Source organism: Arthrobacter sp. GmRoot5-12 (assembly GCF_059739365.1).
The window spans coordinates 4,310,003-4,324,318 of record NZ_AP046056.1 but is presented as its reverse complement, the minus strand read 5'-3'; the positions used below and the strand labels follow the sequence as shown (position 1 = coordinate 4,324,318).

Sequence of the window (14,316 nt, the reverse complement as noted above, 5' to 3'; positions counted from 1 at the left end):
TCCCGCCGGAGGGAATCCGGCCCGTAACACGAAAGAGACAGCAATGAAGCGCCTTTCCGTTGGAACCGCATCCGGTCTCACGTCCGGTGCACTTTGGATCAACACAGCGGTGGACCCTGAATGACTGGGAATGTGAGCGGCGACATCTTCCTCGATCCTTTCGCAAACACTGGATCTCCTGTCCGCACACCAATGCACACGCCATCTTCGGACGCCGTGCCGCAAAAACGCGCTCAGCGCCCTAGGAAGGCCTCCAAAGCCAGCGTCCTGGAACAGGCATGCAGGCACGCAGGCAAGTGGCCGGGGACCTTCATGCCCTTATCCTCAACATCCACTCCGGAGAACGACAAGGCTGAACCTTTGGAAAGGTGCCGTACGGCTGGGGCAATAAGCAGCGTAGGGCGTACTTCCAATGCGGCTGAGGGATGGCGAACTGTGCCGGGAAATCGGGAGATCCCCTGGACCCTGACTGCGCAGTCAGGCCTTTTCCTGCCGCACACTCATCGGGCGGTGTCAGCTCTGAACCGCGGCGGCATCGGGATGCCCGCCCCGCTGTGGCAGGTCCGTCTTACCTGCAGCCGCTTGTCAGTTGTTGACGAAAGCGCCGGGCAGAGGGATCTCTTCGTTCAAGAGTCCGTCGTCAAACACCACGTCACCACCGATGACGGTGGCTGTCACTGCCACGTCCCGGAGCTTCTCATGCGGTACCGCAAACAGGTCATCAGACAGCGCGACAAAATCGGCGAGTTGGCCTGTACGGATCATGCCCTTGGTGTATTCCTGTCCCACCGCGTAGGCGGATCCAAAGGTGTAGGCACGCACGGCTTCCTGGACCGTTAGGCGCTCGTCCGGCCCCATCAGGGCGCCGGAGCGGGTGCGGCGGTTCACCATGTCGTGCAGCGATACGAGGGGATTGCCATCGGAGACCGGCGAATCGGAGGATCCCGGCAGGACCATGCCGGCGGTCAGCAGTGACTTCATTCGATAGAGAAATGGCGCCAGTTCGGGTTCAACGGCAGCCATCATGCCATCACCAAAATCGGAAATGAAGACCCCTTGGGGGACCGCCGTGAGACCGAGGCGGGCGGCGCGCGCTACCTGGCTATCTCCTGCCAGGGCAAAATGTTCAATCCTGTGCCGCACTCCCGGCCGGGGAGAACGGAGCTGTGCCGCTTCAAACGCGTCCATGACGTCATCGATTGCGGCGTCGCCAATGGCATGCGCTGCTATTGTCCATCCGGATTCATGGGCGCCGACGATCAGTGCCTTCAGCTCCGACGGATCGAACTGGAGCAGGCCGTGGTTCTCCGGTTCTCCGTGATAACAGCGGTGCATGGCCGCTGACCGTCCGATCAATGACCCGTCGGACATGATCTTTACGGGTCCCATCCGCAAACGGTCGTCGCCCAGTCCCGTCCGTACTCCCAGGTCCAACCCCAGCCACCGGCGTTCCTTCACGTCGGCCAGTTCATGCAAAGTCGAGCAGAAGGGCATGAGGGTGACACGCGGATAAAGAATTCCGTCTTCCATGGCCTGCTGGAAAGCATGGAAGTCGACCGGTGAGTTCCCCAGCATCCTGTGGTCACCGACGCCCGGTTCCGTTACGGAGGTCAGTCCGTAACGGACTGCCTGCTGGCTGGCCAAATGCAGATGGTGCTGGATGTCATGGAGTTTCAGGGGCCGGACCAGTTCATAGATGAGTGCCATGGCCGTTTCCTGAAGGAGTCCCTCGGCCCGGCCATCCGGTGTACGGGCCACAAAGCTGCCATCGACGTCAGGGACGCCCAGCCGGCCAGGATACCCGGCAAGTTCAAACGCCCGGGTACTTGCAGTAAGCATGTGCGCGCTGACGTGCTCAAGAATCACGGTCCGCCCGCCGGAGGCGGCGTCAAGACGTTCTGCGGTCGGATGCCCGTCCAGAAAGTTCTGATCATAGCCTGCCCCACGAATCCAGGCGTCCGGCGGCAGTTCCGCAGCCCGACGCGCTACCGCATCGTAAAGGGCCTCGGTCGTGGGGATGTGGGTGTGGCGGAGGTCCAGAGACGCCAGCCTGGCTCCCGTGAGGGACAGATGGTTGTGAGCGTCATTGAAACCCGGCAGCACGGGAGCGCCCTTCAAATCGATGACCCGGCGCGCCTGGACCCCGTCAAGATCAGAGTCTAGGCCAACGATCCGACCATGCAGGACACCAATTTGTCTTGCGGCAGGACGGTCAGAATCCATGGTTCGGATGCGGCCGTTAGTAAATATTGCGTCGATAAGCATGGTGCTCCCGTGGCTGGATCTCAGTTGATCAGGGCAAACGTCACCGGTGCGACGTGGTGACCGACTTGATACGGGTGTAGTCCTCAAGCCCGAACACTGACAGGTCCTTGCCCGTCCCGGAGTGCTTGAAACCTCCGTGCGGGTTCTCTGCGGGAATCACCTGGTGGCAGTTGATCCACACTGTCCCAAAGTCGAGCTCGTTGGTGACGCGGGTCACCAGGCCGTGGTTTGAGGACCACACGCTGGACGCCAGCGCGTACCGGGTATCGTTTGCCAGTTCAAGTGCTTCTTCTTCGGTGGTGAAGGACTGCACGGTCAGCACCGGCCCGAAGATTTCTTCACGGACTACCTCATCGGTTTGGAGAACACCGTCGATGACCGTCGGCTCGAAGTGATAGCCGGTTCCCGTGCGCTTTCCTCCTGTCAGGATGCGGGCGTTCGCAGGCAGCCGGGACAGGAAGCCTTCGACCCGGTCCAGCTGTGCGGCGCTGTTGAGGGGACCGAGGTCCGCGTTGTCCCCGCCCACCCTGAGGGCGGCCGCGGCGCCGGCGAGGGCTGCTGCGAACTCGGAATGGATGTCCTCATGCACCAGGACCCGGGTCAGGGCGGCGCAGTCCTGTCCGGCGTTGAAGAAGGCAGCTAAGGCAATGTCCCGTGCGGTGGAGTCGATGTCGCAATCAGCGAACACGATGGCAGGGGCTTTGCCCCCGAGTTCCAGGTGGACATCTTTTAGGGTCTTGGAGGCAGCGGACATGACCTGAGCTCCGGCCCGGGTGGATCCGGTGATGGAGACCATCTCGGGAATGTCGTGATCAACCATCGCGGCCCCTGTTTCGCGGCCGCCGCAGACTATATTTACGACACCTGCCGGGTATACTTGCTGGGCGAGTTCGCCGACGATCACGGTGGACCAGGGGGTGGTGTCTGCAGGTTTCAGCACTACGGTGTTGCCGGCAGCGAGGGCCGGTCCGAGCTTCCACATAGCCATCATGAATGGGTAGTTCCAGGGCGTGATCTGCGCCACCGCACCAAGGGGTTCGCGGCGAATGGTGGAAGAGAACCCTTCGACATATTCCGTTTGAGCGGTACCGGAAACGACACGGCAGGCCCCTGCGAAGAAGCGCAGTTGGTCCGCGCCCCGGAGGATTTCGAGGTCCCGGGTCAGGGCCACCGGTTTGCCGGTGCAGGCGACCTCGGCTTCCAGGAGTCGGTCGATATTTGCTTCGATAAGATCGGCCAACTGCAGCAGCAGTGCCTGCCGGGTCCGCGGAGTTGTCCGTTTGTAGCTCTTGTGGGCTACTGCGGCGGCTTGGAAGGCGGCGTCAACGGCTGTGTTGTCGCTGTCGGGGGCGAGGCCGATTTGTTCTCCGGTGGCGGGGTTGAAGAAGGGCAGGCTTGCCGCTGCGTCCACGTACTTCCCGTTGATGATGTTTTTGAGCTGTATCACTTTGGTTCTCCTGATGGTTTGGTTGCTGGTCGAGGGCATCGAGTGGAATGTCAGCGTGGACGCGAACGGGCGTGACGGATTCGCCGTCGCGCCCGTTCTTCCTTCGGCCGTTGCTGTCGCAAGTTGTGCCTGGCACCTTCACCGTCGTGTGGATTGACGAGGCGGCGGTCGGGCTTGGTTGCCGCCGGCTACCTCAGGCAGATGCTCCTGCTAGGCATCGATGATTGCGTCGCCCATGACGGAACGGTAGGTGGCCAGGAAGCGGAAGTTTTCCTGCTCAAGGGAGGCGTTGAAAGGACCCGGCTCGTAGGCGAGGTTCTTGACGCCGGCGTAAATCTTTTCGCAGAGCGCGTTGTCTTCTTCCCGGGTCACGATGTGCATGTTGAAAAGTGTGTCCGGGTCAAAGTCGACGCCAGGTTCGGCTGCTTCCGGGACGAGGAAAGTCTGCGTGACAATGCTGCGGTTGGGCGCCATCGGAGTGTAGGTCATCAGCGCTACGTGTTCCGGGTTGGCGATCATCTCGAACGCTGCCCGGTGCCACTGAAGGAATCCACGGTCCACGCCGGTGTCCTTCGTCTGGTAGACAACCTTGCTTTCGATCTGGCCGGAAGGCGTCACAGAAATGCTGCCAGGAAGCAGGGTGTTTTCAATAAAGATGTACTCCTGACCGCCTTCGAAGCCTTCCCCTTCGACGCCATCCGCCGACACATCGAAGATTCTGGCCAGATCGGGGTGGTTGATGGCGCAGTGGTAGCACTCCAGTGCGTTCTCCCAGCTGCCCTTCCAGTTGGTGTTCAGCTCGTACTGGACGACCTTGGCGACCTTGGACTTGGCGATGTCGGCGTACTTCCACTCGACACCGGCAAGTGCTTCCGCTACAGGGGCGGGGTTCCCGCCGCCAACATGAACGAAGACGACGCCGTTCCAGACCTCTACTTCGGCCTTCTTCATGGGGTACTGCGCAGGGTCAAAGCCGGGCCCCATCTTAGGTGCCCCTCTAAGGGTTCCGTCGAGATCGTAGGCCCAGCCGTGGTATGAGCAGGTCATAGACCGCTTGCACGTCCCGGACTCCTCAGCAACAATCTGGGCGCCGCGGTGCCGGCAAGTGTTGTGCAGGGCCCGAAGTTTCCCGTCACGGCCCCGGATAATCACGATCTCAGCCGGGCCCAGGCGGTACTTGACGAATTGTCCCGGCGCCGCCACCTGGGATTCATGGCAGGCGTACTGCCAGGTCGTGAAGAAGTACTTTTCAATCTCCAGGTCGAAGATCTCCTGGGACACGTAGGCCTGTCGGGGCAATCCCAAGCCTGTCTTGGGCGGCAGGACGGGGGTAGTCACGGGAGTAGTGGTGATCGTCATGGGAAGATGCTCCATTTGGTGAGTTTCAACGTGGGCGGCGCTGCCCCAGCAAAGGCGCGAAACCGTAAATAAGATAGTGTAATAAAACCCGAGCGAACGTTGGATGTCAAGGTTTTGGAGGAGTTGAGTGCGGCCTGGCGACCGGCCCGAAAGTCACGGCCGGTCACCAGGCCGGAAGGGGCTACTCTGCCCTGGACGCCACTGGGTCCGGACTGGTGGAAGAAGTGATCGGTTTCTTGCTTCGCCGTCCGAAGCGGCCGGTTAACGCCGCAGCAATGAGGATGACGACGAAGGGCGCGGCTGCCAGGATGACGTTGGTTGCGTCGGTTACGCCCGTCATCAGTTCCGCGTTGACCATCATCGAAGCGGCGACAAAAGCGAACAACAGGCTTGCAACGGCGGAGGTGGCGGCGATGACCAGCCGGCCCTGCGCTTCCTTTCCTTCACCGAAGGCGAAGTAGGACGCCGCGGCGGCAGAAGTACCCGCGAGCAGGACCACAATGCCAATGACACCCGGGGTACTAAGCCATACGGTCATCTGCGCGTACGGGTCCAGCTGGGCAACAGCAAAACCGAGTACGGCAACCAGGGTGACGAGCGACTGTAGATTCCCGACCTTGGGGGAGCGGTGGACGGGGTGCACCTTGGCGAATCTGGCCGGAATGACTCCATCCAGCGCCAAAGAATGACCATAGCGGTTGATTGAGTTGTAGAACGCCAGCCCGGAGGTCAGGGTGCTTGCGAGCATGAGAATACGCAGTGAAGTATCGGCCCAGCCGCCCAGGAACGATCCGGCCGCGATGAACATCATGTCCTCGGGGTGTACAGCTGCAGCTTCCATCGCCCCGACAGCCCCGAAGGCCTGGATCAGAGCCCAGCTGACAAAGCCATAAAACAAGGCCAGCAGCGCTATGGACAGATACGTTGCCCGCGTCACAGTTTTCACTGGGTTTCGTGCCTCCGACCGGTAGATGGCGGTGGACTCTATGCCCATGAAGGCGCCGAACCACACCACGCAGGCCGCAGCCATTCCAGGGGAGAACACGTTGGCGGGCGTAAACGCCTCAAAGCTCAAGCCTTCCGGACCGCCGCCCTGAATGACGACTGCAAAGGCCAGCAGCAACAAAATTCCACTTTCAATCACCAGCAGAACACCAAGCAACCTGGCGCCCACATCGATACCGCGGCGACCGATGGCCCAGACGATGGCGATCACTGCCACGGCAGGCACGGTCCAATGGACCTCAATCCCGAAAAATGCCTGAAGAGTGGACTGGGCCGACACGGCGAAGACGCCCACGCCGCCGACCTGCACCGCGAGGTAGGCGAAGAGTGCGCCGGCGGCTGCACCACGCCCTGCACGAATCCCGAAGCCTTTCTGGATGTAGGCATAGAACGTCCCAACGACATTGATCCGGCGGGACATGGCCGTGTAGCCAATGGCAAATATGGCCAGGACCGCACCCGCCATCAAATAACCGGCAGGCGCTCCCGCCCCTCCTACCAGGAGTCCAATTGGTCCGTAGCCGGCAAGCAACGACAGGGGAGCGGCGGCCGACATCACCAGGAAGGTAATGCCACCTACACCCAGCGCGCCCTTTTTAAGCTGCGTATCTTGAGGAGACCCATGTTTGCTCTGGTCCTCTGATGTTTTTAAAGTCATGGAAGTCTTTCAGGGAGGAGCCGGCAACGGTCCGGACTAGAAGCCCGAAGCACGCAAGAAGCTGGCTGTTGATGACAAAGAGAAACTGCAGCGGCAGCCACAGCCAACTGAACGATGCAGCTGGTGCAGCAGGATGGCGCTGCTCACAATCCCGTTTTCTGACAAGGCAATGTAATCATGTGATGCGCATCATGTCTACTGCAGATAAGTCACATATACGCCAGCATTCTTGGAATTTGTTCAGCTAGACAAGGCCTAGGCCTGAGAAACCAGTTATTTTGAAGCCGTCTTCTTTGTTTGGTTGAGCATCGGGTGAAGGCCCAAACTGCGCAGAAAAGTCCGTAGCATCTGCTCGAGCTTGGCCGGGGCATAGCGATTGGGATCCAGGGAGGCGGCGATGCCAAGGCCGTCTGCATAGACAACGGCCGACTCTGTGGCCGCTTCAACATCGAGATCAGAAGGGGCGCATGATTCGGCTACGCACTGACCTACCAACTCACGGATACTGACGTGGTAGTTCTCATGTTCGCCGAGTACTGCCCGGGCCAGTTCCGGTTCATCTGCCACCCGCCCCATGAAGCCGAGCCAGATCCGAACATCCAGCGCCGAGCGCTCATCGACAGGCAGGCTGCGCAAGAGCAAACCCACGAGGCGTTCGAAGGGATCGGGTTGTTCATCCTCGGTGGGTGCGCTCCCCAGTTCGCGCTCCACCGCCAGTCTGTAGGCGAAGAGCAGAAGATCATCCCGGCGTTTGAAGTAATGTGCGATCGCGCCGTGTGTCCAGCCTGCTTCGGCCGCAACGGCACGGATTGACGCAGCCCCAACCCCGTCCCGGCCCACCACGGTCCATACCGCTCGAGCCAACTCGACTCTTCGAGCGTCGTGATCCACAATTTTTGGCACTGTCCCTACTTTCTGCGACGCCCCGTGCACGGGTTGCGTTCATCCGAGGCCTACCGGCGTCAGTTTGAGACTATCGCGGCAGGAAGTCTTACAGCTGCTACACACCTAGCCAGGAGGATGCATCATGGAAGCAATGGCTAGAAAATCTGTCGCGCGGGACGCAGTCCTAGACGCATTTGAAGGACTGTTGATCGACATCGGAGAGCGTGCGGCGACACTGGATGCAGTTGCGACGCGGGCGGGAGTCTCCGAGGGGGGCCTCCTGTATCACTTTCCCAACAAGGAGGCCCTGATCACCGCCAGCTTGGAGCGCCTGGACCACCTGGCAGCCGAGGACCTGGCCCGGTGCATGGGCAATGGCCATATTTCAACGCCATGTGGGAGAGCGGGCCGTCCGGCAACGCCGAGATCCGGCAGGCGGATGTGAACGAGCTGCTGGCCGTCGTCGCCCGCCTAAAAAGCCCCCAAGGGGCATCCGTGGCCCAAACAGTGGAAGAAGTGGATACGCTCCCTGCTATTCCTTGACCTCAAGCCCCCGCCTGGCCGCCCCATGGCTATCCTCCTGGTCCACTAGCGGACAGGGGATAGATGAGCAGGAGCGTGGTCCCGAATGCGCCCCTGGCCCAATCAGACGGCACCGAGCTGCGGCAGGTGTGCATCCAGGGTTTCCACGGCCCAGGATGCGCGCGTCTCCGAAGGCTGGCGAACAAGATGAAGCGCCAGGCCATCGATGAGAGCGTGCAGCCGATTCACTTCTAATTCATCCACCGCTTCCGAACCCTGAAGGACGGTAAGGGCGGGGTGCAAAGTTCGTGGTTGGCCCCGTGAGCCGGTGGTCATGTCAGTTGGCTGGAGCCCTGCGGGCCGGGAGTGTCCGCAGGAGGGTCCATACGGTGACTGCGCCGACCAGCGCCATGGCTACTGTTCCAAGCCCGGAATAGCCGACGGCGGTGAGGGTGGGTCCTGCCAAGGCTCCGCAGGTTGCTCCGGTGAGGTTCATGAGGAGGTCTGAAACACCTTGCAGGGGGGCGCGTTCGGCTGCTGACACGGAGTCGCCCACCAGAGCCGAACCGGAAACGATGGATGCGGACCAGCCCAGGCCCAGGAGGATCAGGCTTGGAGTCACCATGGTGTGCGGGGCGAGCCAGGCGAACACCAACGAAGCGAGCAGCATTGCTTGTCCGATCAGCAGCACGGGAATCCGGCCGAGGTGGTCTGAGAGCCATCCGAACAGCGGCGAAAGGCCGAACATGCCCGCAATGTGGAGGCTGATGGTCATGCCGACAACGGCAAGGCTTGCCCCGTTGTCATGCAGATGCACCGGGGTCATAGACATGAGTGCCACCATGGTGCCGTGGCTGAGCGCCACCACCGTCACGGCGTAACGGGCGGCGGGAATGCTGCGAAGGATCTTGAAGCCGGAATCAGGTTTGGTGGTGACGCCGCTGTCTCCTAGCGGCGTGGGGCCCTTGACCGGGGGTGCTACCCGGAGGCCCGCGTAAAAGACCAGGGCGGCAAGTAATTGGGCTGCCACTGTGAACGCGAATGCGCCCGTCAGCGTCGGCAAGTGGAGCATTGCACCGAAGGCCTCTCCGGGTTCGAAGAGGTTGGGGCCCGAAACTGCACCAATGGTGGTTGACCATACGACGATGGAAAGGTCGCTGCCACGGGTCTTTGGCGTTGACAGATCCGTGGCAGCGAAGCGCGCTTGGAAACTCACAGCGGTTCCCGCCCCGAGAAGGATGAGCCCAATGAGCAAGGCCGGGAAGGAAGAGAGCGCAGCTGAAGCGATGGCGATGGCTGCACCGAATCCGGAGGTCACCGATCCGGCCGCGAGCGAGGCTCCCCGTCCCCGTTTTACGGCCGCGCGGGCCAGGGGGATGGCAAAGGCGGCGGCCCCGAGCGTATTCATCGTGGCGGCCATTCCGGACCAGGCCGTCGAACCGGAAACCTGGACGGCAAGAAGGGAGCCGAGCGAGAGCGAGGCGCCCATTCCCAGGCCGCCGAGGATCTGTCCTGCGATCAGAATGCCGATGGTGCGCCGCTGATTTGCACGCCGGTCCGGGGCGTCCGTTTCAACCCTTACTTGATGTGTGGCAGGAGTTTCCATGTCTTCTTACTTTCTCCCTGAACCGGGCACGGCGACAGAAGGGAGGGGCCGCGGATCAGGCGGAACTTCCCTGCTGCCGGCCCTTTAGCCCCAGGTGGTCTTGATGCTTTCGATGAACGTTCTGAACTGCGCCACCATCGAGAAGCTTCCGGGGGCGCAGAGCCATTGCAGCTGCATGCCGTCGAGGACTGCGATGGTGTTGTTGACGATCGCCTCCACGGGGGCGTCTTGTGCGACCTTCCCGTGGGCCTTTCCGTCTTCCAATGCTTCGCCGAGCCACTGGCGCAGGCTGGCGTAGTGGTCCAGGAGCCATTGATGCGCGGGGTGTCCGGGTTCGGTGGCTTCGGCGGAGAGCCTCACGAAAAGGCCTACCCAGTCGGGCCGGGTGGAGTTCCTCGCAACCAGCGATACCAGGGCGTCAAAGGCTGCCCACCCCAGTGGAGCCTGCTCTCCGCCGAAAAGGAAGTCTGCGTCTTCTTTGGAACGGTGCTCCAGCACCGCTGATAGCAAGGCCGTTTTGGACGGAAAATGATGGAGCAGGCCGGATTGTGAGAGACCCGTCTTCGCTGCGACATCGGCGATGGACGTTCCACCGTAGCCGCCCACTGCGAAGAGCTCAATTGCGGCCTGGATTGCCTTCAGCCTTGCGGTTTCGCCGTCGCGGCGGCGTCGGGGGTGCTCCCGCTCTATCCGGTATCCGGCTGGATACGACATGGTTTACTCCTTGTTTGTTCCGGCCGCCATGGCCTCGCGCCCTGTGAGGGCCAGCTCCAGTCTGACATCGCCAAGGCCACGCGCGACGACGACCCGGCCTCCGGCGATGTCGTCCCAGCGGTGGGCGGTGCTGTTCCACAGCCATTGCGCGCGGGGATCGCAGCTGACGTCGATGCTTGCCTGCCCGCCGGGATCCAAGTGAAGCTGCGCCCAACCGATGAGCCGTGGAGGAATGGAGGGGTCCGCGGGGAAGCGGTACACCTGCACGGTTTCTGTTCCTGCGCGGGTCCCGACGTTGCGGACTGTCACGCGTACGGACTTCACGGCGTCCCGCTTCATGGACGTGATCTCGGCCGCGGTGTAGTCCCATTCGGTGTAGCCGAGGCCGTGTCCGAACCAGAACAGGGGCTGCTCCGTGGAGGTGCTCCATCCGCGGTATCCCACATGTGTTCCCTCCGAGTAGGGGAGCGTGCCGCTGCGGGGCGTTACTGACCATGCCGGGCCTTGGCCGTCCCGGGAGGGGAAGGTGGTTACCAGGCGTCCCGCTGGTTCGATGTCGCCGGTCAGTGCCGCGGCGATGGCGTCGCCGGCTTCCTGTCCCGGCAGCCCGGCAAACAGCACGGCGTCCACCTCGCCGATCCAGGGCATAAGAACCGGCGTGGCGGCGTTCAGGACCACGACGGTCCGCTTCGCCACGGCTGCCACGGCAGCCACGAGGGCGTCCTGGTCTCCAGGGAGGGCGAGGGTGGTCTTGTCCTGGCCTTCGGTTTCCTGTTCTTGCGTGAAACCGACGACGACGACGGCCACATCGGCGCCCGCGGCTGCTGCGACGGCGTCGCGGATGGCGGCGGCGCTGTTTTTCAGCGCGGGTTCCGCGACCAGGCCGATGAGGCGGTTCTCGTCCTCCGCGTCGGTTGCCGCTGTGATCCGGGCGCCCGGTTCGACGTCCAGTGGTGCGGCGTGGCTCTTGGGGCGAAAGAATCCGCCGCCGGGACCGTGGTGGAAGGGAGTTCGTACCGATTCACGGTAGCCGGGGGCGGTTATGTCCCAATTGCCGGCCCCGCGGGCGCCGATCATCATCCTTGCAGGCTTGTCGATTACCAGCTCGGCTGACAGTTCGATGGATGACGCTCCGGAGGCCCAGCTATCCCCACTGACTTCAAGTTCAGGGACTTCAAGATGGCGGGTGCCCAGCAGATTGCCTTCTTTGTCGAAGATGCGTGCGCGAGCACCCTTTGTCCCGGTTTCCGGGTCGCGGAGGAGTTCCGGGTTCGCTGCGAGCCATTGCGTGCGGGTCTGTACCCCATCGACGACAGTTACGCGGTCCTCGCCGAGGGCCTGCGCTATCCCCTTGGCGGCGCTGACGACGTGGGGCGGGCGCACGATGGCTGAGCCGCCGCCTTGCGCCACGGTATCGATGGCATGGCGGCCGATGACCACCACGCGTTCCGTGGAGTCCTTGCGGAGTGGAAGCGTGTTGTCGCGGTTGACCAGGACGGCCATGCTGCGGGCGGCGAGCCGGCGCAGCTGTTCCCGTCGTTCCGGGCTGTCAGGGCGCGGCAGATCCCTTGTCCAGGTGCGGCCGCCGTCGAAGGCTCCCACCCGAGATGCGAGTCGGAGAAGCCGTCGGAGGTGGTCATCGATAGTGTCCTCGGAGACGGCGCCTTTCTGGACGGCGGCAGCCAGAGACCGCCTCCAGGGAGTGTCCGGTCCGGGCATGACGAGGTCCAGTCCGCCGTTGGCGCTTTCCACCGCTGTTTTGGTGGCGAGCCAATCGGACATCACCAGCCCGTCGAAGCCCCATTCTTCTTTGAGGACCTTGTTCAGGAGCTCGTCGTGCTCGGTGGCCGTTGTTCCGTTGATCTTGTTGTAGGAGGCCATGATCGTCCAGGGCCGGGCGTCTTCCACCATGATCTGGAAGGGAAGCAGATACAACTCCCGCAGGGCATCTTCCGGAACCACCGAGTCCACGGTGGTGCGCTCGGTTTCGGCTTCGTTTGCCAGGAAGTGTTTCGGTGTCGCAGCGATTCCCCGCTCCTGCAGGGACTGCACGTAGGCTGCCCCGAGGTGGCCGGTAAGGAGAGGGTCTTCGCTGAAGCATTCAAACAGACGTCCGCCCAGAGGAGTGCGGTGGAGGTTTACCGTGGGTCCGAGGACCACATGGGTTTGTTGGTCCTCTGCTTCGTCCGCAAGGATTTGCCCGACCTCGCGCATCACGTCCAGGTCCCAGCTTTGGGCGATGAGCGTTGCGTTGGGCAGCAAGCAAGCGACACGCCCTCCGACCACCAGCGGGCCGCGTACCCCTGACGGCCCATCGGACATGACGATCTCCCGCAGGCCGATCGCGGGTTCATCGTACAAGCTGAACATCCTTGCGCCAGAGAGGAGCTTCACCTTGGCAGGAAGGTCCAGACCTGCAATTGCCTGTTCGATTGCGCCGACATTGTCCTGGCGCATTGCTGGGGTCTCCTCGCTGGGGGTGCTTGTGAGGGCGGGATGTTGACTCATCGGACCTTCTTTACCGGAAGGATGGTCAGCGCACCAAGAATGGCGATCACGGCTGCTACGGTCAGCAAAAGGTCGTAGCTCCCTCCACTCATGGTGAGCAATGCGGCCGATACTGCCGGTGCAAGTGTCTGCGGGCCGGCCATGGCGATATTGAAGACGCCCAGGTCCTTCGCTGTGTCATCCGGGTTGGGCAGGACATCGATCACGAGGGCAAGGTCAACGGCGATGTAAATGCCGAATCCCGTGCCGATGACCAGTTCCGCCCAATAGAACCCGGTCGTGGAGTCAGCCACGCTCAGCATCCATGTGCCAATCCCGAAAATGATGGCTGAGATCCAGATGAAGACCTTTCGACGCCCGAGCCGGTCCGAGATCCATCCTGCGATTTGGCCTGCCGTAACCAGCGCGAGGGTGTAGATGAGGACACCGGTCGCCAAAGCACCTGCTGCATCCTGTTTGGAAAGACCCAGGTCCTGCTGCAGGTACAGGAGACGGAACGTGACGAACATGAACAAAGCCAGGACGACAAGAAAGCGTGAGACCCAGGCGAAGGCAAAGTCCGGATGCTTGACCGGATTGACCCAGAAGGTCTTCAAAGCGGTGCGCAGGCCCCCTTCCGATGCAGGTCGGCGTTCCATGGGCTGGTCCGGCAGCACGAATGCAAAGACCATGACCATGATCAGCCCAAGGACGCCGGGAACAAGGAAGAGAAAAAGCATGTTTTGCCCGAGAAGACTCGCCGAGTACGCGGCCCCTAAACCCGCGGCTTGGGAGGCGATGCCGATCATGCCGCTGACTTTCCCGCGCTGCCACTGAGGTATTTGGTCTGCGAGGGATGCAGTATGGGCGGCGACTGCAGCATTACCAAGAGCCTGTGCGAAGAACCAGCCGATGGCCAGAACCACGACATTAGGTGCCATGGCGATCACGGTCAGGCTTATCAGGAGTCCCACGGCTCCCGCGACCAGCCATGGGCGGCGGCGGCCGAAACGGCCAATGGTCCGGTCGCTCAGCCTGCCGAAGATCGGGTCGAAGAGGAGGGCTGCGAAAGCGCCCATAGAAATGACAAAGCCGAGTGTAGGGGCAACTTCAGCCTCGGGCACCAAGGTTTGGATCTTTAGTGTCATGCCGGCCACTATCGGCACGGAAAGGGCCGTCAAAAGTCCAAGCCGGGCCAGCACCATCGTGGCGATCACGCTTGCTTTTGCTTTTTCTTTGGGAGCAAAGGCGGCAGGCGACGGCAACGTCGCTCCTGCGGCCGGATCAGACACAACCATGGGTCTCATCGCTTTCTGTGAATTGGAGGGACATCCTGCATCAACATCCTGGAGTGATGAGTACCACAAT

Annotated in this window: 10 protein-coding genes and 1 pseudogene; 1 reads left to right on the top strand and 10 read right to left on the bottom strand. The window is 62.0% G+C overall.

Annotated elements, in window-relative coordinates; translation table 11 throughout:
• Nucleotides 1–585 precede the first annotated feature (585 nt).
• The 5 genes from AC6JAM_RS20020 to AC6JAM_RS20000 all read right to left on the bottom strand — a co-directional run bounded on the left by AC6JAM_RS20020 (nt 586) and on the right by AC6JAM_RS20000 (nt 7,637).
• Nucleotides 586–2,265, bottom strand: a complete 1,680-nt coding sequence (locus tag AC6JAM_RS20020; RefSeq protein ID WP_497935668.1) for an amidohydrolase — start codon at nt 2,263–2,265, stop codon at nt 586–588.
• 40 nt (nt 2,266–2,305) lie between these two features.
• Nucleotides 2,306–3,712 carry an aldehyde dehydrogenase family protein gene (locus tag AC6JAM_RS20015; RefSeq protein WP_497935667.1) on the bottom strand — a complete coding sequence of 469 codons (1,407 nt, stop codon included), beginning with the start codon at nt 3,710–3,712 and terminating at the stop codon, nt 2,306–2,308.
• 210 nt (nt 3,713–3,922) lie between these two features.
• The gene (locus AC6JAM_RS20010) at nt 3,923–5,071 is read right to left on the bottom strand and encodes an aromatic ring-hydroxylating oxygenase subunit alpha (RefSeq protein ID WP_497935665.1); all 1,149 of its coding nucleotides are present in this window, start codon (nt 5,069–5,071) and stop codon (nt 3,923–3,925) included.
• 181 nt (nt 5,072–5,252) lie between these two features.
• Nucleotides 5,253–6,734 (bottom strand): APC family permease, encoded by a 1,482-nt coding sequence (locus AC6JAM_RS20005; RefSeq protein WP_497935664.1) that lies wholly within the window; start codon nt 6,732–6,734, stop codon nt 5,253–5,255.
• A 273-nt stretch (nt 6,735–7,007) separates the two neighbouring features.
• The gene (locus AC6JAM_RS20000; RefSeq protein WP_497935663.1) at nt 7,008–7,637 is read right to left on the bottom strand and encodes a TetR/AcrR family transcriptional regulator; all 630 of its coding nucleotides are present in this window, start codon (nt 7,635–7,637) and stop codon (nt 7,008–7,010) included.
• A 133-nt stretch (nt 7,638–7,770) separates the two neighbouring features.
• Here AC6JAM_RS20000 and AC6JAM_RS19995 point away from each other — a divergent pair.
• Nucleotides 7,771–7,977 (top strand): annotated as a pseudogene (locus AC6JAM_RS19995) (TetR/AcrR family transcriptional regulator); the annotation flags it as partial.
• 287 nt (nt 7,978–8,264) lie between these two features.
• Here the strand turns inward: AC6JAM_RS19995 and AC6JAM_RS19990 are convergent.
• The 5 genes from AC6JAM_RS19990 to AC6JAM_RS19970 form a co-directional block, all read right to left on the bottom strand.
• Nucleotides 8,265–8,477 carry a TetR family transcriptional regulator C-terminal domain-containing protein gene (locus AC6JAM_RS19990; protein ID WP_497935662.1) on the bottom strand — a complete coding sequence of 71 codons (213 nt, stop codon included), beginning with the start codon at nt 8,475–8,477 and terminating at the stop codon, nt 8,265–8,267.
• A 1-nt stretch (nt 8,478) separates the two neighbouring features.
• A complete protein-coding gene (locus AC6JAM_RS19985) occupies nt 8,479–9,747 on the bottom strand; it encodes an MFS transporter (protein WP_497935660.1) in 1,269 nt (422 codons plus the stop codon).
• Nucleotides 9,748–9,831: 84 nt separating this feature from the next.
• Nucleotides 9,832–10,461 carry a TetR/AcrR family transcriptional regulator gene (locus tag AC6JAM_RS19980; protein WP_497935659.1) on the bottom strand — a complete coding sequence of 210 codons (630 nt, stop codon included), beginning with the start codon at nt 10,459–10,461 and terminating at the stop codon, nt 9,832–9,834.
• Nucleotides 10,462–10,464: 3 nt separating this feature from the next.
• Nucleotides 10,465–12,831 carry a glycoside hydrolase family 3 C-terminal domain-containing protein gene (locus AC6JAM_RS19975; protein ID WP_497935986.1) on the bottom strand — a complete coding sequence of 789 codons (2,367 nt, stop codon included), beginning with the start codon at nt 12,829–12,831 and terminating at the stop codon, nt 10,465–10,467.
• 134 nt (nt 12,832–12,965) lie between these two features.
• Nucleotides 12,966–14,165, bottom strand: coding sequence for an MFS transporter (locus AC6JAM_RS19970; protein WP_497935658.1), 1,200 nt, complete (start codon nt 14,163–14,165; stop codon nt 12,966–12,968).
• Nucleotides 14,166–14,316: the final 151 nt, after the last annotated feature.